Here is a 19,650-nt window from a genome sequence, read left to right on the forward strand (position 1 = left end):
AAGGTTCTAAGACGAGATGAATACGTTTTCCTACGTACCAAATTGATACGGGCGCGCCGTCAGCCGGCCTCGCTCAACGTCAGGGCGCGCACAGCCAGGGCATGAACCGGCCCCGCCAATTCCTCCTTCAGCACGGCGTTGATCGCACGCTGGCGCGCTAGGCGCCCCTGTCCTTCAAAGGCGTCAGCCACGATGGTCAGCTGAAAATGACTCTCGCCGCCGTCCCTGGCGTCCATGCCACCTTCATGATGATGGCCGGCGTGCTTCCAGCTGTCGTCCTCCAGCTCGATCCTGTGCGGAGCGAAGGCCGCCGTCAGTTTTTCGCGGATAAGTGCCGCCACGGGGCCGTCTGACATCGGTCGTTCCTTGAAGCTGTCCAATTCCAGCTTACACTTGGGTCGATGTCCGCGTCATTTGAATACAAGCCTCGCTTCACCGATATCCGCGTGAAGCCGCCCAAGCCTGAGGAAGAGCAGGCCGAAGCCGACGTCCTGCACCTGAAGCCGGGCGAAAAGGCGTGCCAGTGGCCGGACTGCAGCCGCCCCGCGACGGCGAAGGCGCCGAAGTCGCGCGACCAGTTGGCCGACTTCTATGACTTCTGTCAGGCCCATGCGGGCCAGTACAACAAGGGCTGGAACTTCTACGCGGGCATGAGCGAGGGCGAGATCCGCGCCGCCCAGGAAAACGAGGCCATGACCGGCGGCCGCCCGACCTGGGAGATGAAGGCCGGCAAGAACACGCGCGAAGCCGCCGCCTTCGCCGCCAAGATGGGCACCGCCAATACTGAAGGCGCCGGGTCATGGCGCGACAGCTTCGGCCTCTTCGGGCGCCGCACCCATGAACAGGCCGGTCCGGCGGCGGCCGAGGTCCATCGCATCGGCAAGATCGAGCTTGCGGCCCTGACCGCTCTCGACCTGAAGCCCGGTGCGGACAAGGCGGCCATCAAGGCCCGCTATCATGAACTGCTGAAACGCTTCCACCCGGACACCAACGGCGGCGATCGCGGGGCCGAGGCCAAGCTTCAGAACGTCATCAAGGCCTGGAAAACCTTGAAGAAGGCCGGTCACGCCTGAGGCTTCTCAGCAGCCCGCCCGACCGGGCCGGCCCGTCGATCCGCGTGACCTTCTCCCCGGCCCCGTCCCAGATTTCCGCGAAAGCGCCGCCTGCCTCGTCCAGCATCATGCGCCGGGTTTCGCTGACCGCCTCCGGCCAACTGTCTGCATCCAGCGCGAACATGTGTGGCGTGCCTTCAGGCGCGTCATAGACGTAGCAAAAGAACTGCGCGTGCATCTGCCTTGCCCCTTCCCCGACGGAAGTGATGGACAAATTGTTAACATCCCCTTGTGGATTACACGAATCACAGAACCGTTGTTTCTGAACGACTGACGCCCATATGCGAGTCCTTGGAACGCCAAAGGAGTCGCCTCATGGAAGTCTTGTATCGCTCCCACGCCACTGCATCGGGAGGCGGCCGCGACGAGGGCCGCTCCGCCACCGACGACGGCAAGATCGACGTGCGCCTGTCCGTCCCGACCGAAATGGGCGGCAAGGGCGGCGACGGCACCAATCCCGAGCAGCTTTTCGCCACGGGCTACGCCGCCTGCTACCTCGGCGCCCTGCGTCTGGTCGCGGGCAAGGCCGGAACGCCGGTCGGCCCGGACACGAAGGTCGCCGCCGGCGTCGGCTTCGGCAAGAACACCCGCGGCGAAGGCTTCAATCTGGACGTGACCCTGCATGTCACCGACCACGGCCTGGATCAGGCGGTGATCGACGACCTTATCCACAAGGCGCATCAGGTCTGCCCCTATTCCAACGCCACGCGCGGCAACGTCGACGTGGCCCTGAGCGCCGGCTGAGCCAGCGGCCATGAGCGCCGCGCCCCAGGTTCTGATCGTCGGCGCCGGTCCCACGGGACTGGCGGCGGCCCTCTTCCTGTCGCGGCGCGGCGTGGCCGTGCGCCTGATCGACGAGGCGACAACACCGACCGCCACCTCCAAGGCGCTCGGCGTCAATCCCCGCACCCTCGACCTGCTGGAACCGACCGGCGTCACCGCCCGCATCCTGGCCGAGGCTGGAACCGCCGCCCGACTGCACATCCATCGACACGGCCAGACCCTGGCCGTCGTCCATCTGGACGAGATCGACATCGGCGCTCGCTTTCCTCTCGCCATCCTGCCCCAGGCCCGCACCGAAGCCCTGCTGACCGAGGCCCTGGCCGCGCGCGGCGTCCCGGTCGAACGCGGTCTGGGCCTGACCGGCCTGACGCAAGACGCCGAAACAGTCACCGCTGCGCTGTCGTCCGGCGAGCGCGTGCGGACACCCCTGCTGTTCGCCGCCGACGGCGCCCATTCCACCGTGCGAAAGGCGCTGAACCTCGGCTTCCCCGGCGACGCCTGGGCCGAGCCGTGGCAGTTGATCGACGTCAATCTGGTGGGCCCGCCGCCGGACGAGGCCTGGATCGACTTTCGCGACGACGCCGTCTTCGTCTGCCTGCCCTATTCGGGCACGCGATTCCGCCTGATCGGCTTTGGTCCGCCCCTGCTGGACAACCTGCCCGAGGGCTGGCGCGCCGGCGCCGTTCTGTGGCGCTCGGACTTCCATATCTCGCACCGCATGGCCTCGGCCATGAGCGTGGGTCGCGTCGCCCTGGGCGGAGACGCCGCCCATATCCATTCGCCCATAGGCGCGCGCGGCATGAACCTGGGCATAGAGGACGCCTTTGTATTCGCCGACTGCGCCGCCGACTTCCTCAGCGGCGATCCGGAGCGAATCGAGGACTATGATCGCCTGCGCCGCCCGGTGGACAAGGCCGTGGTGCGCCGCGTCCGCGCCCTGACCAGCTTCGTGCGCAACACCGGCGCCGGGGCCGATCTGGCCCGTCGCGCGGCCATTCCCGTCGTCACCCGCCTGCCCTTCCTGATCGAACGCGTCGCGCGCATCGGTCTGGGTCTCGACCACCCGGTCGTGCTGCGCTAATCGCTCTGACATGACCTCCCCCCTCGACGCCTCGCCCGATCCCCTGGTCACGCTGGAGCCGCACCGCAAGGTGACGGTCAGGGAGGCGTTCGGCGTCGATTCCGACATGGTCGTGCCCGCCTTCGACACGCGCGACAGTCATGTGCCCGAGATCGACGAGAGCTATCGTTTCGATCCGCAGACGACGCTCGCCATCTGCGCCGGCTTCGCCTTCGACCGCCGCGTCATGGTTCAGGGCTATCACGGCACCGGCAAGTCGACCCACATCGAACAGGTCGCTGCACGCCTGAACTGGCCCCTGGTCCGCGTGAACCTGGACAGCCACATCAGCCGCATCGACCTGGTCGGCAAGGACGCCATCGTCCTGAAGGACGGCAAGCAGATCACCGAGTTTCGCGAAGGCATCCTGCCCTGGTCGCTGCAACGCCCGGTCGCCCTGGTCTTCGACGAATACGACGCGGGCCGTCCCGACGTCATGTTCGTGATCCAGCGCGTGCTGGAGGCCCAGGGCCGCCTGACCCTGCTTGACCAGAACCGCGTCATCCGTCCGAACCGCTGGTTCCGCCTGTTCTCGACCACCAACACCATCGGTCTGGGCGACACCTCGGGCCTGTATCATGGCACCCAGCAGATCAACCAGGGTCAGATGGACCGCTGGAACATCGTCACGACGCTGAACTACCTCGACCACGACGTCGAAGCCGAGATCGTCGCCGCCAAGATCCCCGAGTGGAACGACGCCGAGGGCAAACGCCGCATCGCCGCCATGGTCCGCGTCGCCGACATGACCCGAAACGCCTTCATGAACGGCGACATCTCCACAGTCATGTCGCCGCGTACGGTCATCACCTGGGCCCAGAACGCCATCATCTTCGGCGGCGACCTGGCCCTCAGCTTCCGCCTGACCTTCCTGAACAAGTGCGACGAGCTGGAACGCCCCACCATCGCCGAGTTCTACCAGCGCGCCTTCGGCGAGGACCTGCCGGAAGCCGCCACGCGGGTGAAAATCGGCTGATCCGGCCTTTGCTCCGGCGACGGAACGCCACAGCCGCGTAACCGTCACATTAGCTTGACGGCGTTGTCGTCTGCGCCCGCTCTAAGCGGCTTCGAACCTATCGGAGTCGTCTTATGCGCCTGCAGCGCCGCCAACTGATCTCGACCGGGGCTGCGGCCTTCGCCTTCGCCGGCTTCGCGCGCAACGTCCACGCCCAATCCGCGGGCGAAGAGACCTACGTCAATCAGGTAGAGGGCTATGGGCCGCTGAAGGCCGACCCGAACGGCCTGCTCGATCTGCCCGAGGGCTTTTCCTATCAGGTCATCTCCCAGAGCGGCGAGACGATGGACGATGGCCTGCTTGTCCCCGGCCAGCCCGACGGCATGGGCTGTTTCGCCCTGACGCCGACCAAGGTGGCCCTGGTACGCAACCACGAGCTGAAAGGCTCCAAGGCGCTCCACCGCAACATGGGCCCCGGCGGCTTCCATCATGAGCGCCTCGGCCTGCTGGACGCCTCGAAAGCCTACGACACCTACAAGGACGGTCGCCCCCTGCCCGGCGGCACCACGACCCTGATCTACGACCTCGAGACCCGTCAGACGGTGCGCCAACATCTGTCCCTGGCCGGCACCTCGACCAACTGCTGCGGCGGCCATACGCCGTGGGGCAGCTGGCTGACCTGCGAGGAGACGGTCGAGACCCCCGCCGACGCCGACGTGGCCAAGACCCACGGCTGGGTATTCGAGGTTCCCGCCGATGCGACCGGTCTGGTCGATCCCGTGCCGCTGAAGGCCATGGGCCGCTTCGACCACGAGGCCGTCTGCATCGATCCTCGCACCGGCATCGCCTATTTGACCGAAGACCAGGGCGACGGCCTGTTCTATCGCTTCATCCCGACCGTTCCGGGTCAGCTGGCGCGCGGCGGTCGCCTGCAGGCCATGGCCTTCAAGGGGCAGGCAAGCGCCGACAGCTCCAACCACGACGCCCGCGTCTGGTCCGTCAACGATTGGCGCGAGGTCGAATGGATCGACATGGACGACGTCGAGGACCCCGCCGGCGACCTGCGCAAACGCGGCCATGCGGCGGGCGCGGTGAAGGTGGCGCGCGGCGAAGGGATCTTCTGGGGGGAAAACGAGCTCTATCTGACCGCCACCTCCGGCGGTCCGCTGCGCCGCGGCCAGATCATGCGCTACGTCCCCTCGCCCGACGAAGGTGGCGCCGACGAAGCCCGCACGCCGGGCCGCATTCAGCTGTTCGTCGAAAGCACCGACCTGCGCACCATGAACATGGGCGACAACCTGTGCATCGCGCCCTGGGGCCACCTGATCGTCTGCGAGGACAACTATTCCGACGAGGTGCGCAACCACATCAAGGGCGTGACGCCCGACGGCCGCCTCTACACCATCGCCCGCAACGTCTTCACCGGGAACTCGGAGTTCGCCGGGGCCGTGTTCTCGCCGGACGGCAGCGTCCTGTTCGTGAACATCATGTACCCCGGCCTGACCTTCGCGATCAGAGGACCGTGGAACGCGGTCCGCTCATGAACAGGCGCGGGCGCGAGCGGCGAACCAGCCACAGGTTGACCGTCGCCGCGCCCAGCACCAGGGCCGCCACTGCCTGGTGCAGCGCGCCCAGGGTGATCGGCACGGCATGCATCAGGGTGACGACGCCCAGCGCCGCCTGAAGCCACAGCAAGCCCGCCATAACAAAGGCTGACAGTCCCAGGCCTTCGGCCAACCGCCAGCGCCAGGCGTGGATCGCATAGGCCGTGCCTGCAGCCAGCAGGATATAGGCCCCAAGGCGGTGATTGAACTGCACCAGGCCGTGATCATGCAGGAAGGCGAGACCGCCCATGCCCCACTCCACCGGCGGGAAGACCGCGCCGTTCATCATCGGCCAGTCGGTGAAGACGAAACCGGCCTTGGCCCCGGCCACCAGCCCGCCCAGCAGGCACTGAAGGAAGACCCCGACCAGCAGCAGGGCCGCGCCCCAGGTCCAGCCCCGCGGCGAGCGCGAATGGTCAGACCCCGACCAGGCTTCCAGCCCGGTCCAGATCAGGCCGGCGAAGATCAGGAAGGCCAGGCCCAGGTGGGTCGCCAGCCGCTCGGGCGCCACGTCGACCCGTTCCGACAGGCCGCTGGACACCATCCACCAGCCGATCAGACCCTGAAGCCCGCCCAGGCCCAGCAGGACCAGGCAGCGCACGATCAGCCGCTTCGGCATCCGCCGCAGCAGCAGGAAGATCAGGAAGGGAACCGCGAAGACCACGCCGATCAGACGCCCGACCAGACGGTGCAGCCACTCCCACCAGAAGATGCCCTGGAACTCGCCCATGCTCATCCCGGCGTTGACCTGGGCGTACTGCGGGATCGCCTTGTACTTGTCGAAGGCCTCGGCCCATTGGGCGTCGTTCAGCGGCGGTATGGCCCCCATGATGGGCTTCCACTCAGTGATCGACAGGCCCGAGCCCGTCAGGCGCGTGACGCCCCCGATCACCACCATGGCGAAAACCATGGCCGCGCTGAAGAACAGCCACAGCGCCACCGCGCGGCTGCGATCCTGATTTACAAAACGGTTCATTCGACGCCTGCCGTTCGCCCCGATACACTGTCGCCAAACCCACCGGGCGACCGGGGCGGTATGCCCCTCAAGCGCGGCAAGATCGAGTCGCTTTCGACGCCAAGGCGTCGCACCAACCTGAAGGAGCGCCCGTGGCGCCATATGCGGATATCGCCATCGCCGTCGTCGGCGCTTTGGTTCTGGCCTGGATCGCCGACCTGCTGACTGGTCGTCGCGGCCTGGGCGGGACCATTCTGGTCGCCGCCGTCGGCGCGGGCAGCGGCGCCTTCCTGGCCATGCGCGTCTTTGCCTTGGCGACGTTGGGCGACTGGATCTGGGTCGTCTGGTCGATGGTCGCCGCCGTGATCTGCCTGGTCGCCTTCTTCCTGTTCCGGAGCAAACGCTGATGCCGCCGCGCGCGCGTCGATTCGTGGCCACGATCGGCGTCGTCCTGTTCCTGGCCTTCTGGGTCTGGGGCGCGGTGACGATCAACGACCTCCTGCCCGACATCTGGTGGCTGGACCTGATCTTCTTCACGGTCGCCGGCATCGGCTGGGGCGTGCCGCTGATCCCGATGCTGCGCTGGGCCGAGCGTGAACCGGGCGCAAAATAGGCCCGGAATTGCAAAAGGGGCCGCTCGAGAGCGACCCCTTTAACCAACCGATTTCCCTAAGGAAATGGTCGGAGCGACAGGATTCGAACCTGCGACCCCTTGACCCCCAGTCAAGTGCGCTACCAGGCTGCGCCACGCTCCGAAGGCGCTCCGTATAGACGGCGATTCCGCAGTCCGCAAACGCTAAAACGCTCTTTGAACAACAAGTTCGCCTCAGCGGCGCAGAACCGCCTCCAGACGCGCCTTCGCCGACTCCAGGTCGGCCAGAATCGCGCCCAGGCGAGCGGCCTCGAACGGTGCGGCTGCGACGGAAGCGACGGGTTCACGCTCCACGTCGGCGTCGATCTCCAGCACCGTCGCCGGATCGCCGTAGGCCGACAGGCGCGCCAGGCCCTGCTCCTTGTGCAGACGCTGGACGCCGCGAATGGTCAGCCCCTCGTCATGCAGCAGCCGACGCACGCCCTTCAGGACCGTGACGTCCTCGGGGCGATAGAAGCGCCGTCCGCCCGCGCGTTTGACCGGGGCGATGAAGTCGAACTTCGTCTCCCAGAAACGCAGGACGTGCTGGGGCGCGCCGACTTCGTCAGCGGCCTCGGAGATGGTGCGAAAGGCGTTCGGGCTTTTGGCCACAGTCGCTTAGTCCTCGACGACCGCGTCGTGGACCCGGCTCTTCATGATCTGAGAGGCGCGGAAGCTGATAACCCGACGGGGGTTGATCGCAGCCGGTTCGCCGGTCTTGGGGTTGCGGCCCATGCGGGCGCGCTTCTCGCGCACCTGAAAGACGCCGAATCCTGACAGCTTCACCGTCTCGCCGCGTTCCAGCGATTCGACCACCAGTTCGAGCGTGCGCTCGACCAGACCGGAGCATTCCTGGCGGGAAAGCCCCACCTCGTCATGCACCGCCTCGCACAAATCCGCCCGGGTCAGGGTGTCTTGTCCCGTCACTGCGTCTCTCCGCTGTCAATCCGCACGCATAGAAGGGCAAAGTCGCCCCGAATCAAAGCCCTGAATGCAATTCTAGAGACGGAAGGCGCAGGCCCCCCAGGTCAGGCCGCCGCCCATGGCCTCGATCACCACGAGATCGCCACGCTTGATGCGCCCGTCCTTGATGGCCGCATCCATGGCCAGCGGGATGGAGGCCGCCGAGGTGTTGGCATGCAGGGCCACGGTGGAGACGACCTTGTTCTCATCCAGACCCAGGCGCTCGCCGACGCCGCGAATGATGCGCTGGTTGGCCTGGTGCGGCACGAACCAGTCGATCTCTGGGATTGCGACACCCGCCGCCTCGGTTGCGCCGACGATGGCTTCGGCGATGTTCACCACGGCGTGGCGGAAGACCTGATTGCCGAGCATCTTCAGATGGCCGACCGTTCCGGTCGTGGCCGGACCGCCATCGACGTAGAGCATGTCCGACTTGGAGCCGTCGCAGCGCAGGGCGAAGCCCAGCACGCCCTGATCCGCCTTGGTCCCCTGCCCTTCGCGCGGTTCCAGCACGAAGGCGCCGGCGCCGTCGCCGAACAGGACGCAGGTGGTCCGGTCGGACCAGTCCATCAGCTTGGTCATTTCCTCGGCGCCGATGACGAGGGCGCACTTGGCCATGCCGCGCGCGACGAATCCGTCGGCGACGCTCATGGCGTAGACAAAGCCCGAGCAGACGGCCTGAACGTCGAAGGCGATGCCGACCGGCGCGCCCAGCTTGGCCTGCACGATGGCGGCCGTGGCGGGGAAGGTTTGATCCGGCGTCGTGGTGGCGACGATGATCAGATCGACGTCAGCCGCCGTCTTGCCCGCGTCGGCCAGGGCGCGGCGCGCGGCCTCGACCGCCAGATCGCTGGTCGGCTCGTCGTCGCGGGCCTGATGACGCTGGTGGATGCCGGTGCGCTCGACGATCCAATCATCGGAGGTGTCGACGAACTTGGCCAGGTCGGCGTTGGTGACGACCTTCTCCGGCAGGAAGGAGCCGACGCCGGTCACGGCGCTGCGGATGACGCTCACTGTTGGGTCTCCCCGAGGGTTTCGGAGGTCGACGCGGCTTGTCCCAGGGCGGCGAGCCGTCCCAGGTTGGCCCCGACCTTGGTCATATAGTCGCTGCGCGCCAGATCGACGGCGATGCGGATGGCGTTGCCATAGCCCTGCGGCGTGGCGCCGCCGTGGCTTTTCACGACGATTCCATTCAGCCCCAGAAGAGGCCCGCCGTTGATGGCGTTGGGGTCGATCTTGGCCGCCATTCGCTTCAAGGCCGGCATCGCGATCAGAGCGCCCAGCTTGGCGATCGGACCCGAGGTCAGCGCCTCTCTGAGCAGGCCCGAGATGAAGCGCGCAGTGCCTTCGGCGGTCTTGAGCGCGATGTTGCCGGTGAAGCCGTCGGTGACGATCACGTCCACCGTGCCCTTGGCGATGTCGTCGCCCTCGACGAAGCCGTGATAGTTCAGCGGAATGCCGCCCTCGCGCAGGATGGCGTGGGCCTCGCGCACCTCGTCGTGGCCCTTCATGTCCTCGGAGCCGACGTTCAGCAGACCGACGGTCGGCTTGGCCACGCCGTGCACCGCCGACTGGAAGGCCTCGCCCATGATGGCGAACTCGATCAGTTGCTTGGCGTCGCTGCCGATATTGGCGCCGACGTCCAGCACGGCGGTATAGCCGCGCGTCGTCGGCCAACTGGCGACGATGGCGGGACGTTCCAGCCCCGGCGCCGCCATGCGGAGAATCAGCTTGGAGATGGCCATCAGGGCGCCGGTGTTGCCGGCGGAGACGGCAGCGCCAGCCTCGCCCGTCTTCACCGCCTCAATGGCGTTCCACAGGCTGGAACCCTTGCCGCGGCGCATAGCCTGGGCCGGCTTCTCGTCCATGGCGACGACCTTGTCGGTATGGCGCACGTCGCAGACAGAGTCGGTCAGGCCGTACCGCGCCATCTCGGCGCGAATCGACGCCTCGTCGCCATGCAGCAGGAAACGCACGTCCTCGCCATTATGCCGCGAGAGATAGTCCTTCACGCCGCCGACCACGACCGAGGGACCGTGGTCTCCCCCCATGGCGTCAAGCGAGATCAGTGTTGGGGATGCCAAGTGGAAATGGACTCCGTCGCCGTCTTGTCGCGGCGCTTCATATAGGGATGCAGTACGCAAATGTCGCACCCTTGGGATGCTACCAGCCCGACGCAAGGTCAACCTTCGCCGGAATCGTCCTTGGATTGCAGGGATTTCAGCACTGCGAAGGGCGAGATTTCACCGGGTTCCCTGGGCTGTTCGAACACCGCCCCGGGCTTGCGCGGGAAGGGATCAAGGCTCAGCGCCAACTGTTCAACGACATATTGCCCCAGATCCAGACTGCCGCCTTCGATCTGATCAGGCGAATCGTCGTCCAGTTCCAGATCGATTTCGCCCTCGTTGTCGGCCTCATCGCGCTCGGTCGCCTCGACCATCTGCACCGAGAACTTGCGATCGACGTGAACCGGCAAGGGTTCCAGGGTCAGGCCGCAGGTCTGGACGGCGTCAGCGGTCACCCGCCCGTCCAGACGCCAGCCCGACACCGTCGGGACCAGGTTGATGTCCGCCTCGAAGGCGTCCAGCGCCTGAAGATCCAGAGCGCGGGCGATGCGCTTCATGGCCTCGGCGTCCGGCGTCAGGCGCCGCTGCACGCCCGCCCCGATCTGGTGCAGCCTCAGCGGCTCGCTGTAGGGCAGAAGGGGAAGGTCGTTCATGCGGTGATCTCCGCCCAGGCCGGAGCCTTGGACACGGCTTCGAAAGACTGGGTCGCAAGGTTCTGACGCGACGTCACGGCGTAACGCGCCAGGGCGTTTCCGGTCCCGGCCTCGGCGCTTTCATAGACGTTCTTGGCCAGCGACGCCGCGAGGGCGTCGACATCCTCGGCGCGCAGCGGGCCTTCGTAGGCGCCCATGCGGCCGTACAGGGACTCGCCCAGCTTGCGCATCTTCTTGCCGACGGAGACGTCGCCTACCCCCAGTTCGCGCAGCGTATGGTCCAGCGACGAGATGTAGGTGTCGAACAGCCTTTGGGCCGCTACCTCGCCGCGCTCGCCGTCCTGCTTGAGGCGCAGGAACAGAATCAGCACGTGCAGGGTGTAGAGTTCGAATCGGGCGTCGATCCGGTCGGCGACGCCCAGCGACGTGTAAAAGGCCGGTTGGCGCGCCTGTTCGACCGCCAAGGCGTACAGGGCGTCGCCCTGACGCTCGTCGGGCCGTTGTCGGAAGAGATTTCTAAGCATGAGCAACAGCCCCTTTTTCGCCGCGCCGTTGCACTAGGACGCAGCGCCGGTTAGGTCAAAGACCTTGTTATGCTGAGGCGGACGCTGATGCCCCGAATTACTCCGATCTTCGCCGCCGTCGCGCTGGCCGCAGCCGCGGGCGCCTGCGCGCCCGTCGTCGCCACCCAGGGCTTCCAGGCGATCGACGCCAAGCCCCAGGATGTCGTGGCCGGCACCGACACCAAGGAAACCGTCTTGGCGCGCCTCGGCTCGCCCTCGACCACCTCGACCTTCGAGCCCGACACCGTCTGGTACTACATGACCCAGATGACCGAGCGTTACACCTACAACAAGCCGCAGGTGTCGCAGCGCACGGTGACCGAGATCACGTTCAACAAGGCCGACGACAAGGTCGCCTCCGTCCGCACGCTCAGCCTTGAAGACGGTCGCCAGATCGCCATGGAGCGCCGCGAGACGCCGACACGCGGTCGTCAGCTGACGATCCTGGAACAGCTGCTGGGCAACGTCGGCCGCGGCCAGCTGCCGCGCACCGAGGACAACGTCCCCGGCCAGCGCCGTCCGGACTAGACTTTCCGGCCGAAAGAAATCGGGCCCCGAGGAGCGATCCCCGGGGCCTTTTTCATCAGACGATCTTCCCGCTCGCCAGCACCGCCAGCAGCAGCAGGGCCACGATGTTGGTGATCTTGATCATCGGGTTCACGGCCGGACCGGAGGTGTCCTTATAGGGGTCGCCCACGGTGTCGCCGGTAACGGCGGCCTTGTGCGCTTCCGAGCCTTTGCCGTGGACCACGCCGTTCTTGTCGGTGAAGCCTTCCTCGATCAGCTTCTTGGCGTTGTCCCAGGCGCCGCCGCCTGAGGTCATCGAGATGGCCACGAACAGGCCGGTCACGATCACCCCCATCAGCATGGCCCCCAGGGCGGCGAAGGCGTTGGCCTTGTCCGGCTGGATGAACAGCACCACGACGAACAGGATGATCGGCGACAACACCGGCAGCAAGCTCGGCACGATCATCTCGCGGATGGCCGCCCCGGTCAGGATGTCCACCGCCCGGCCGTATTCCGGCTTGGTCTGGAAGGTCATGATGCCAGGGTTTTCCCGGAACTGACGACGCACCTCGGCCACGACCGCCTCAGCGGCGCGGCCCACCGCCGTCATCGACATGCCGCCGAACAGGAAGGGCAGCAGCCCGCCGAACAGCAGACCCACGACGACGTAGGGGTTGGACAGGTCAAAAGCGACCGCCCCCATGCCGTGGAAGAAGCTGCCCGGCGCCGCTTCGGCCGAGAAGTGCTTCAGGTCCTCCACATAGGCGGCGAACAGCACCAGAGCGCCCAGACCCGCCGAACCGATGGCGTAACCCTTGGTCACGGCCTTGGTAGTGTTGCCCACGGCGTCCAGGGCGTCGGTCGAGACGCGAACCTCCGACGGCAGGCCCGCCATCTCGGCGATGCCGCCCGCGTTGTCGGTGACCGGACCAAAGGCGTCCAGGGCCACGATCATGCCCGCCACGCCCAGCATGGTCGTGGTGGCGATGGCGATGCCGAACAGACCGGCCAGCTGGAAGGCCGCGACGATGCCGACAATGATGGTCAGGGCCGGCAGGGCCGTGGATTCCAGCGAGACGGCCAGACCCTGGATAACATTGGTGCCGTGGCCCGAGACCGAGGCGTTGGCCACCGACTTGACCGGACGGAAGCCCGTGCCGGTGTAGAATTCGGTGACGACCACGATAGCCGCCGTGACCAGCAAGCCGACGACGCCGGACCAGAACAGGTTCATCGGCTGGATCAGCAGGCCGCCAGACGTCTCGACCGCGCCGGGCACCAGGGAGTTGATGACCCACCAGACGGCGAGCACGGACAGCACGCCGGTCACGATCAGTCCCTGATACAGGGCCCCCATGATGTTGCCGCTCTTGCCCAGGCGGACGAAGAAGGAGCCGATGATCGAGGTCACGATGCAGATGCCGCAGATCGCCAACGGCAGCATCATCATCACTTCGACATAGGGCTGGTTGCGGAAGAAGATGGCCGCCAGCACCATGGTCGCTACGGTCGTGACCGCATAGGTCTCGAACAGGTCGGCGGCCATGCCGGCGCAGTCGCCGACGTTGTCGCCGACGTTGTCGGCGATGGTGGCGGCGTTGCGGGGATCATCCTCGGGGATTCCGGCCTCGACCTTGCCCACCATGTCGCCGCCCACGTCGGCGCCCTTGGTGAAGATGCCGCCGCCCAGTCGCGCGAAGATGGAGATCAGCGAGGCGCCGAAGCCCAGGGCCACCAGGCCGTCGACGACCGCGCGGCTGGTGCTGTCAAAGCCCATGCCCTGAGTCATGAAGGCGTAGTAGCCCGACACGCCCAGAAGGGCGCCGCCCGCCACGAACATGCCGGTGATGGCGCCCGAGCGGAAGGCCAGGTCCAGCCCCTTCGACAGGCTCTCGGACGCCGCCTGCGCCGTACGCACATTGGCCCGCACGGAGATCAGCATCCCGGCGAACCCGGCCGCGCCCGACAGCACCGCCCCGATCAGGAACCCGAGCGCAGCCCAGGGCCCGATAAGCAAAAAGGCCGCGACCAAGATCACGACCCCCACCATACCAATCGTTGTGTACTGACGCTTCAGATAGGCCGACGCCCCCTCCTGGATCGCCGCGGCGATCTCTCGCATCCGGTCGTTACCGGTGCCGGCCTTCATCAGGGCGGCGGTCTGGACAGCGCCGTAGAGCACCCCCAGCGCGCCGGCCGCGATGGCCAGCCAAACATAGTTCATCATGGCGTTTCCAAGCCCTTGTGCAACGAGCACACGGATCCTTGGCGCGGGCGGGCTTTGCGCCTCTCACCGCCTTCCGGTCCCCCCGTGCGCCTACGGACGCAACCTCACGTCCCCCGGGAATTGCGGCTCAACTGTGTCAAATGCAGCGCTGTGAAGCAACAGCGGTTTCCGAGGCGGCTTCAGACGCCCTGCATGCCCGTGCGGCGCCGAGGCGTCTGGCTGACGACCTCGACGCGGGTCACGGCGCCGCGCCCGATCAGGGTCGAGGCGGAGCGGATCAGACTGGCGCTCAGGGCCGCCGTGTCCAGCGCCACCCAGGTGTTGGGCAGGACGAAGGGCGTGCGGTGCCCGGCGCGGACCAGGGCGTCGCGCAGATAGGCCTCCTTGGCGCGCACCGCCTCGACCGTATGGCCCGCGCCCAGATGCAGCTTCAGCACGATGAAGACATAGTTGCGCACCCGCCCGTCAGTGATGACCGGCAAGCCCATGCCGGGCAGGTTCAGAACGGCGGCGACGGGTTCGGCCTTCTCGTTGGCCTGTACGGTTCCAGCCACCGCAGAGGCGGTCAGAAGGGCTCCAGCCTGAATCAGGGCGCGACGTTGCATGAAGCCACCTTGCCCTGCCCCGGTTAGGATTCCGTTGCGGCCCTAGTCGTGCGTCCAGCCGGTGCGGGTCGGAACGATCTCCTGACCCAGATGGCGCACGGCCACGCCCTTGCCCTCGACCACGCGGCCCATGCGGGTCAGGCGCAGGTGGCGGCGCTCGGCCTCGCGTCGCAGGGCGTTCTCGGCGCCGGCGGGGACGGTCAGGATGATCTCATAATCGTCGCCGCCGGTGGCCAGCAACTCCAACGCGGCCTGCGGGTCGACACGGCTGTCCAACCAGGCCTGAGCCGCCGCCGACAGGGGCAGGACTTCGAGATCCAGCTCGACGCCCACACCGCTGGCCTCGGCGATGTGGCCGGCGTCAGCCAGCAGGCCGTCAGAGACGTCGGCGCTGGCGGTGGCCAGGCCGCGCACGACCGGGGCGAACTCCAGACGCGGCATGGGGGTGCGGTAGGCGGCCTCCAGCGCGTCCATGCGCTCGGGCTCCAGCGACAGGACGCCTTGCGCCGCCTGCAGCCCCAGCCAACCGTCGCCGATCGTGCCGGTGACGAAGACCAGGTCGCCCGGGCGCGCGCCGCCCCGGCTGACCGTCGAGGACGACGGCGCCCAGCCCATCAGGGTGGCGGAAAAACTGGCCGGTCCCGGCGTCTTGACCGTGTCGCCGCCCAGCAGGGCGATGTCGAAGATGGCCTGATCGCGCCGCAGCCCGGCGACGAAGGCTTCGCGCTCGGGCCAGCCGCAGCGCTCGGACCAGTGGCAGGCCAGCAAATAGCCGAAGGGCTCAGCTCCCTTGGCCGCCAAATCAGACAGGTTCACGCGCAGCAGCTTCTGCGCCACCGTGTCCAGAGGGTCGTCGGGCAGGAAGTGGACGCCCTCGATAATGGCGTCCTTGGTCAGGATCAGATCATGCCCCGGACGCGAGGGCAGCACGGCGACGTCGTCGGCCAGCCCCCTCGCCCATTCCGCGTGCGCCAGCGGCTTCAGTAACCGCTGGATGGTCTCGAATTCGCCTGCGACGTCAATCGCGGGCATCGCGCGCCACGCCGTCGAGCGCCGCGTTCACGAACTTGGCTTCGGCGTCGTCGAAGAAGGCCTTGGCCAGCTCGACATACTCGTCGATCACGATTTCACGCGGCACGTCGGGCTTGGACTTCAGCTCCCAGGCGCCGCAGCGCAGCAGGGCGCGAAGCGTGGCGTCCAGCCGCTCCAGACGCCAGTTGGACGCCAGACGGGCCTTGACCGCCTCGTCGATACCGCGCTGGTCCTCGACCACGCCGTGGACGATGTCCGAGAACCAGTCCTCGTCGGCCTCGGCCAGGGGGGCGCCGTCGATGTCAGCGTCGAAGCGATGATTGCGGAATTCCTTGACGACGACTTCGACGCCCTCGCCCGCCAGCTCCATCTGATAGAGGGCCTGAACGGCGGCCAGACGAGCAACCGTGCGGGCGCGGCGCTGACGCGACGTCAGTTGCGGCTCGGCGCGGGCCTTATCGGCCTCGGCCAGTTGAGCCATGACTTCGGCGACGGTGGCCGGGGTGGTGTTGGTCGGCTCGGTCACGAGGCCAGTCCTCCGCGCAGGCGCTTGCGCAGCGCTATCAGGTCCAGACAGGCGCGAGCGGCGCCGCCGCCCTTGTCGCCCTCGCTCATCCGGGCGCGCGCCCAGGTCTGGTCTTCGTCCTCGGTCGTCAGTATGCCGTTGCCGATGGCCAGGCCCTTGAGGCCCAGATGCATGATGCCGGCGGCCGACTGATCCGAGACGATCTCGAAATGATAGGTCTCGCCGCGAATGACGCAGCCAAGCGCGACATAGCCGTCATAGCGGGGCGCGGTCGGAAAGCGGCCGGCCTCCTCGGCCATGGCGATGGCGGTCGGGACCTCCAGGGCGCCGGGCACAGTGACGACGTCGAACTGAACGCCTTGCGCGCGCAGGGCGTCCTTGGCCCCTTCAAGAAGGGCGTCAGCCAGATCGTCGTAGTAGCGCGCCTCGACGATCAGGACGCGGGTGGGGTCGTTCAGGATTGGTCTTCTCCGTCCATATCGCGCCAGCCCACGATGCGCAGGCCGTAGCCTTCAAGCGCCGTTGGATTGGGCCGCGTCGAGCTCATCACGATCATGTCTTTGACGCCGAGGTCGAGCAGAATCTGGGCGCCGACGCCATAGGCTTTCAGCGAACGATCCACGGCGGCGGGCTTGGTCGAGCCCCCGAGGCGCTCGGCCAGGCCGTGCAGGCCGGGATCGCGCAGGAAGACGACGACGCCAGGACCGTCATTGACGGTCAAGGCCTGCATCGCCTTCGGAATATAGTCCTGACGCGCCTCGACATGGCCCAGCAGGTCGGCGGCGAAGTCGATCTGGTGCATCCGCACCACGGTCGGCTTGGTCGGGTCGATGTCGCCGCGCACCAGGGCGATGTGTTCGGCGCCCTCGATGGTGTTGCGGTACAGGATCAGTTTGAACGGCCCGCCGTGGACGCTCTCGAACGGCGTCTCCAGCACGCGCTCGACGAAGCGCTCGGTACGACGGCGGTAGGCGATCAGGTCGGCGATGGTGCCGATCTTCAGGCCATGCAGCTGGGCGAAGGCGATGAGGTCGGGCATCCGCGCCATCTCGCCGTCGTCCTTGATGATCTCGCAGATCACGCCGGACGGGTTCAGGCCAGCCATGCGGCTGATATCAACAGCGGCTTCAGTGTGGCCCGCACGGACCAGAACGCCGCCGTCACGCGCGACCAGGGGGAAGATGTGGCCGGGCGAGACGATGTCGTCCACACCGCGCGTCGGGTCGGTGGCGACCTGAATGGTGTGCGAACGGTCGGCGGCGGAGATGCCGGTCGTCACGCCTTCCTTGGCCTCGATCGAGACGGTGAAGGCGGTTTTCATGCTCTCGCGATTGTCCGCGGCCATCGGCGGCAGGCGCAACTGCCGGGCGCGATCCCCTGTCACAGCTAGGCAGACCAGGCCGCGCGCATGGCGGATCATGAAGTTGATCTGGTCCGGCGTGGCGAACTGGGCCGGAATGACGATATCGCCCTCGTTCTCGCGATCCTCGGCGTCGACCAGGATGTAGGGGCGGCCGTTGCGGGCGTCCTCGAGAATGTCCTCGATCGAGCTGATCGGGCTGTCGGTATTGTGGACGGCCAGTTTCATCATGCGGTCTCCTGCCAGCGCGCGAGGTAGCGCGCCAGCATGTCGATCTCCAGGTTGACCTTGTCGCCGACCTTGAGGCCGCCGAGCGTGGTCGCATCCCACGTATGCGGAATGATGTTCAAGTCGAAGCGGCGCTCTTGCACCCCATTCACGGTCAGGGAAACCCCATCGACGGTGATTGAGCCCTTCGGCGCGATAAATCGGTGCAGAGGCGCCGGCGCCTCGACCACGATCCGATGCGACCCGCCCTCGGGCGTGATGGAGATCACCTCGCCCAGACCGTCGACATGACCCGAGACGATGTGGCCGCCCAGTTCGTCGCCCAGCCTGGCTGCGCGCTCCAGATTGACGCGGGTGTTCTCGGCCCAGTCGCCGAGTTTGGTCTTGGACAGGGTCTCGCCCGAGACCTCGACCGCGAACCAGCCTTCGCCCTTTTCGGTCACGGTTAGGCAGCAGCCCGCGTGGCTGATGGAGGCGCCGAGGTCGATGCCGGCCGTGTCCCACACGGTCTCGATCTCATAGCGACGGTCGCGGTCGGTTTGGCGGACGCTGCGGACGCGGCCGATGTCGGTGACGATGCCGGTGAACATGGAAACTCCGGTCCCTTCGGACCCCAAAAACATAGTCTGAATAGTCTGAATCGTCTGAAATCAGCCGTCGAAGCGCGCGTAGCGTTCCCACAGGTCGTTTCCGACAGGCTCGACGCCCAGACGACGGAACTTGGGGGCGTCGGCCAGCTTTGCAAGCGCCAGCGAGGCGACGCAGGGCCTGCCCTCCCCGCCCAGCAGGATCGGGGCGCGGAACCACTCGATGGCGTCCACCACGCCCGCCTGCAGGAAGGAGGCGGCGACGCGGCCTCCGCCCTCGACCAGCAGAGAGCCGACGCCGCGCGCGGTCAGGGCGTCGAGGACGGCGGCGATGGCGGGGCGAGCGTCGTCGGCGGCGACGGCGACCACCTCGGTCTGGCCGACGGCGTGGGGCGCGGCAGTGGTCAGGATCAGGGTGTTTCCGCTGGCGACCTTGGCCGTCCCGGGCGTACGCAGACGGCTGTCGAGGACGACGCGCAGCGGATGCGTCCCGGCGTAGTCAGGAAGACGCACGGTCAGTTCCGGGTCGTCGGCCAGCACCGTCTCGACGCCGACCAGGATGGCGTCATGGGCGGCGCGCAGGCGGTGGCCCTGCTGGCGGGCTTCCGGTCCGGTGATCCACTGGCTTTCGCCCGAGGCCGTAGCGATGCGGCCGTCCAGCGTCGTCGCCAGCTTCAGGGTGACGCGCGGGCGCATCACCGCGGGTCGTCGGGCTTGGTCTCGTCGAAGCCCTCGTCGCCGAGGAATTTGGCGAAGTCGCCCGTGTGGCGGAAATCCTTGTAGACCGAGGCGTAGCGGACGTAGGCGACCTCATCGACCGACTTCAGGGCCTTCATAATGAAGTCGCCGACGATGTGCGACGGGATCTCGGTCTCGCCCAGGCTTTCCAGCTGGCGCACGATGCGGCTGACCAGCAGCTCGACCTGATCGGGCTGGACCGGACGCTTGCGCAGGGCGATGCCCAGCGAGCGTTCCAGCTTGTCGCGGTCGAAGGGGGTGCGGCGGCCGTTCCGTTTCAGGATGACCAGTTCGCGCAGCTGCACCCGCTCGAAGGTGGTGAAGCGCCCGTTGCACTGCGGACAGGACCGACGGCGGCGGATGGCCGCGCCGTCGTCAGACGGGCGGCTGTCCTTGACCTGGGTGTCGGCGTTTCCGCAGAAGGGGCACTTCATC

The 19,650-nt window shown here is 67.1% G+C and carries 26 protein-coding genes and 1 tRNA gene; 8 read left to right on the forward strand and 19 right to left on the reverse strand.

The annotated features are described in order from the left end of the window. Window positions 1-59: 59 nt before the first annotated feature. Window positions 60-356: a BolA family protein gene (locus B3K53_RS05040; RefSeq protein ID WP_292083012.1), complete on the reverse strand. Its 297-nt coding sequence runs from the start codon at window positions 354-356 to the stop codon at window positions 60-62. Window positions 357-401: 45 nt separating this feature from the next. Between B3K53_RS05040 and B3K53_RS05045 the strand changes: the two genes are divergently transcribed. Continuing rightward, window positions 402-1,073 carry a J domain-containing protein gene (locus B3K53_RS05045; protein ID WP_292083013.1) on the forward strand — a complete coding sequence of 224 codons (672 nt, stop codon included), beginning with the start codon at window positions 402-404 and terminating at the stop codon, window positions 1,071-1,073. Here B3K53_RS05045 and B3K53_RS05050 read toward each other — a convergent pair. Continuing rightward, window positions 1,033-1,290, reverse strand: coding sequence for a hypothetical protein (locus tag B3K53_RS05050; RefSeq protein WP_292083014.1), 258 nt, complete (start codon window positions 1,288-1,290; stop codon window positions 1,033-1,035). The two genes, B3K53_RS05045 and B3K53_RS05050, sit on opposite strands and share 41 nt — an antisense overlap. A gap of 137 nt (window positions 1,291-1,427) precedes the next feature. Here B3K53_RS05050 and B3K53_RS05055 point away from each other — a divergent pair, with 137 nt between their 5' ends. The 4 genes from B3K53_RS05055 (at window position 1,428) to B3K53_RS05070 (ending at window position 5,514) form a co-directional block, all read left to right on the forward strand. Further along, entirely contained in the window at window positions 1,428-1,856 is a 429-nt protein-coding gene (locus B3K53_RS05055; protein WP_292083015.1) for an organic hydroperoxide resistance protein, read from the forward strand. Between the two features lie 10 nt (window positions 1,857-1,866). Continuing rightward, a complete protein-coding gene (locus tag B3K53_RS05060) occupies window positions 1,867-2,976 on the forward strand; it encodes an FAD-dependent oxidoreductase (protein WP_292083016.1) in 1,110 nt (369 codons plus the stop codon). A gap of 10 nt (window positions 2,977-2,986) precedes the next feature. Then, complete coding sequence (gene cobS, locus B3K53_RS05065) at window positions 2,987-3,991, forward strand: cobaltochelatase subunit CobS (RefSeq protein ID WP_292083017.1); 1,005 nt, start codon at window positions 2,987-2,989, stop codon at window positions 3,989-3,991. A 113-nt stretch (window positions 3,992-4,104) separates the two neighbouring features. Further along, window positions 4,105-5,514, forward strand: coding sequence for an alkaline phosphatase PhoX (locus tag B3K53_RS05070; RefSeq protein WP_292083018.1), 1,410 nt, complete (start codon window positions 4,105-4,107; stop codon window positions 5,512-5,514). Here the strand turns inward: B3K53_RS05070 and B3K53_RS05075 are convergent. Next, a complete protein-coding gene (locus B3K53_RS05075; RefSeq protein ID WP_292083019.1) occupies window positions 5,483-6,550 on the reverse strand; it encodes a COX15/CtaA family protein in 1,068 nt (355 codons plus the stop codon). The genes B3K53_RS05070 and B3K53_RS05075 overlap by 32 nt on opposite strands. Window positions 6,551-6,681: 131 nt before the next feature. Between B3K53_RS05075 and B3K53_RS05080 the strand changes: the two genes are divergently transcribed. Together B3K53_RS05080 and B3K53_RS05085 are read left to right on the forward strand one after the other, a co-directional pair. Beyond that, window positions 6,682-6,936, forward strand: coding sequence for a transglycosylase (locus B3K53_RS05080; protein ID WP_292083020.1), 255 nt, complete (start codon window positions 6,682-6,684; stop codon window positions 6,934-6,936). Next, entirely contained in the window at window positions 6,936-7,142 is a 207-nt protein-coding gene (locus B3K53_RS05085) for a DUF2842 domain-containing protein (protein WP_292083021.1), read from the forward strand. Before B3K53_RS05080 ends, B3K53_RS05085 begins: the two co-directional genes overlap by 1 nt. Before the next feature lie 65 nt (window positions 7,143-7,207). Here the strand turns inward: B3K53_RS05085 and B3K53_RS05090 are convergent. The 7 genes from B3K53_RS05090 to B3K53_RS05120 form a co-directional block, all read right to left on the reverse strand. Then, window positions 7,208-7,284 (reverse strand) — tRNA-Pro (locus B3K53_RS05090). 71 nt (window positions 7,285-7,355) lie between these two features. Further along, window positions 7,356-7,772: a MerR family transcriptional regulator gene (locus tag B3K53_RS05095; protein WP_292083022.1), complete on the reverse strand. Its 417-nt coding sequence runs from the start codon at window positions 7,770-7,772 to the stop codon at window positions 7,356-7,358. A 6-nt stretch (window positions 7,773-7,778) separates the two neighbouring features. Continuing rightward, a complete protein-coding gene (locus tag B3K53_RS05100; protein WP_207821967.1) occupies window positions 7,779-8,087 on the reverse strand; it encodes an integration host factor subunit alpha in 309 nt (102 codons plus the stop codon). Window positions 8,088-8,159: 72 nt separating this feature from the next. Next, window positions 8,160-9,137 (reverse strand): beta-ketoacyl-ACP synthase III, encoded by a 978-nt coding sequence (locus tag B3K53_RS05105; protein ID WP_292083023.1) that lies wholly within the window; start codon window positions 9,135-9,137, stop codon window positions 8,160-8,162. Continuing rightward, window positions 9,134-10,207 (reverse strand): phosphate acyltransferase PlsX, encoded by a 1,074-nt coding sequence (plsX, locus tag B3K53_RS05110; protein WP_292083024.1) that lies wholly within the window; start codon window positions 10,205-10,207, stop codon window positions 9,134-9,136. Before plsX ends, B3K53_RS05105 begins: the two co-directional genes overlap by 4 nt. Window positions 10,208-10,305: 98 nt before the next feature. After that, a complete protein-coding gene (locus B3K53_RS05115) occupies window positions 10,306-10,842 on the reverse strand; it encodes a YceD family protein (RefSeq protein ID WP_292083025.1) in 537 nt (178 codons plus the stop codon). Continuing rightward, entirely contained in the window at window positions 10,839-11,366 is a 528-nt protein-coding gene (locus B3K53_RS05120; protein ID WP_292083026.1) for a ubiquinol-cytochrome C chaperone family protein, read from the reverse strand. Before B3K53_RS05120 ends, B3K53_RS05115 begins: the two co-directional genes overlap by 4 nt. Window positions 11,367-11,453: 87 nt before the next feature. Here B3K53_RS05120 and bamE point away from each other — a divergent pair, with 87 nt between their 5' ends. Further along, the gene (gene bamE / locus B3K53_RS05125) at window positions 11,454-11,933 is read left to right on the forward strand and encodes an outer membrane protein assembly factor BamE domain-containing protein (protein ID WP_292083027.1); all 480 of its coding nucleotides are present in this window, start codon (window positions 11,454-11,456) and stop codon (window positions 11,931-11,933) included. Between the two features lie 55 nt (window positions 11,934-11,988). Here bamE and B3K53_RS05130 read toward each other — a convergent pair whose 3' ends face one another. The 9 genes from B3K53_RS05130 to nrdR form a co-directional block, all read right to left on the reverse strand. Continuing rightward, the gene (locus B3K53_RS05130) at window positions 11,989-14,139 is read right to left on the reverse strand and encodes a sodium-translocating pyrophosphatase (protein ID WP_292083028.1); all 2,151 of its coding nucleotides are present in this window, start codon (window positions 14,137-14,139) and stop codon (window positions 11,989-11,991) included. Window positions 14,140-14,318: 179 nt separating this feature from the next. Further along, on the reverse strand, window positions 14,319-14,744 hold the full coding sequence (locus tag B3K53_RS05135) for a hypothetical protein (protein WP_292083029.1): 426 nt from the start codon (window positions 14,742-14,744) through the stop codon (window positions 14,319-14,321). A 42-nt stretch (window positions 14,745-14,786) separates the two neighbouring features. Continuing rightward, a complete protein-coding gene (thiL, locus tag B3K53_RS05140) occupies window positions 14,787-15,776 on the reverse strand; it encodes a thiamine-phosphate kinase (RefSeq protein ID WP_292083030.1) in 990 nt (329 codons plus the stop codon). Further along, entirely contained in the window at window positions 15,763-16,257 is a 495-nt protein-coding gene (gene nusB / locus B3K53_RS05145) for a transcription antitermination factor NusB (protein ID WP_292083372.1), read from the reverse strand. Before nusB ends, thiL begins: the two co-directional genes overlap by 14 nt. Window positions 16,258-16,298: 41 nt before the next feature. Then, a complete protein-coding gene (gene ribH, locus B3K53_RS05150) occupies window positions 16,299-16,763 on the reverse strand; it encodes a 6,7-dimethyl-8-ribityllumazine synthase (protein ID WP_404618922.1) in 465 nt (154 codons plus the stop codon). Continuing rightward, window positions 16,757-17,893 carry a 3,4-dihydroxy-2-butanone-4-phosphate synthase gene (gene ribB, locus B3K53_RS05155; protein ID WP_292083031.1) on the reverse strand — a complete coding sequence of 379 codons (1,137 nt, stop codon included), beginning with the start codon at window positions 17,891-17,893 and terminating at the stop codon, window positions 16,757-16,759. Before ribB ends, ribH begins: the two co-directional genes overlap by 7 nt. After that, complete coding sequence (locus B3K53_RS05160) at window positions 17,890-18,480, reverse strand: riboflavin synthase (RefSeq protein WP_292083032.1); 591 nt, start codon at window positions 18,478-18,480, stop codon at window positions 17,890-17,892. The genes ribB and B3K53_RS05160 overlap by 4 nt, the downstream gene beginning before the upstream one ends. Window positions 18,481-18,540: 60 nt before the next feature. Beyond that, a complete protein-coding gene (locus B3K53_RS05165; protein ID WP_292083033.1) occupies window positions 18,541-19,173 on the reverse strand; it encodes a RibD family protein in 633 nt (210 codons plus the stop codon). Continuing rightward, a complete protein-coding gene (nrdR, locus tag B3K53_RS05170; protein WP_292083034.1) occupies window positions 19,173-19,649 on the reverse strand; it encodes a transcriptional regulator NrdR in 477 nt (158 codons plus the stop codon). Before nrdR ends, B3K53_RS05165 begins: the two co-directional genes overlap by 1 nt. Window position 19,650: the final 1 nt, after the last annotated feature.

It is taken from the genome of Brevundimonas sp. UBA7506 (assembly GCF_002479495.1).
Classification (GTDB): Bacteria; Pseudomonadota; Alphaproteobacteria; order Caulobacterales; family Caulobacteraceae; genus Brevundimonas.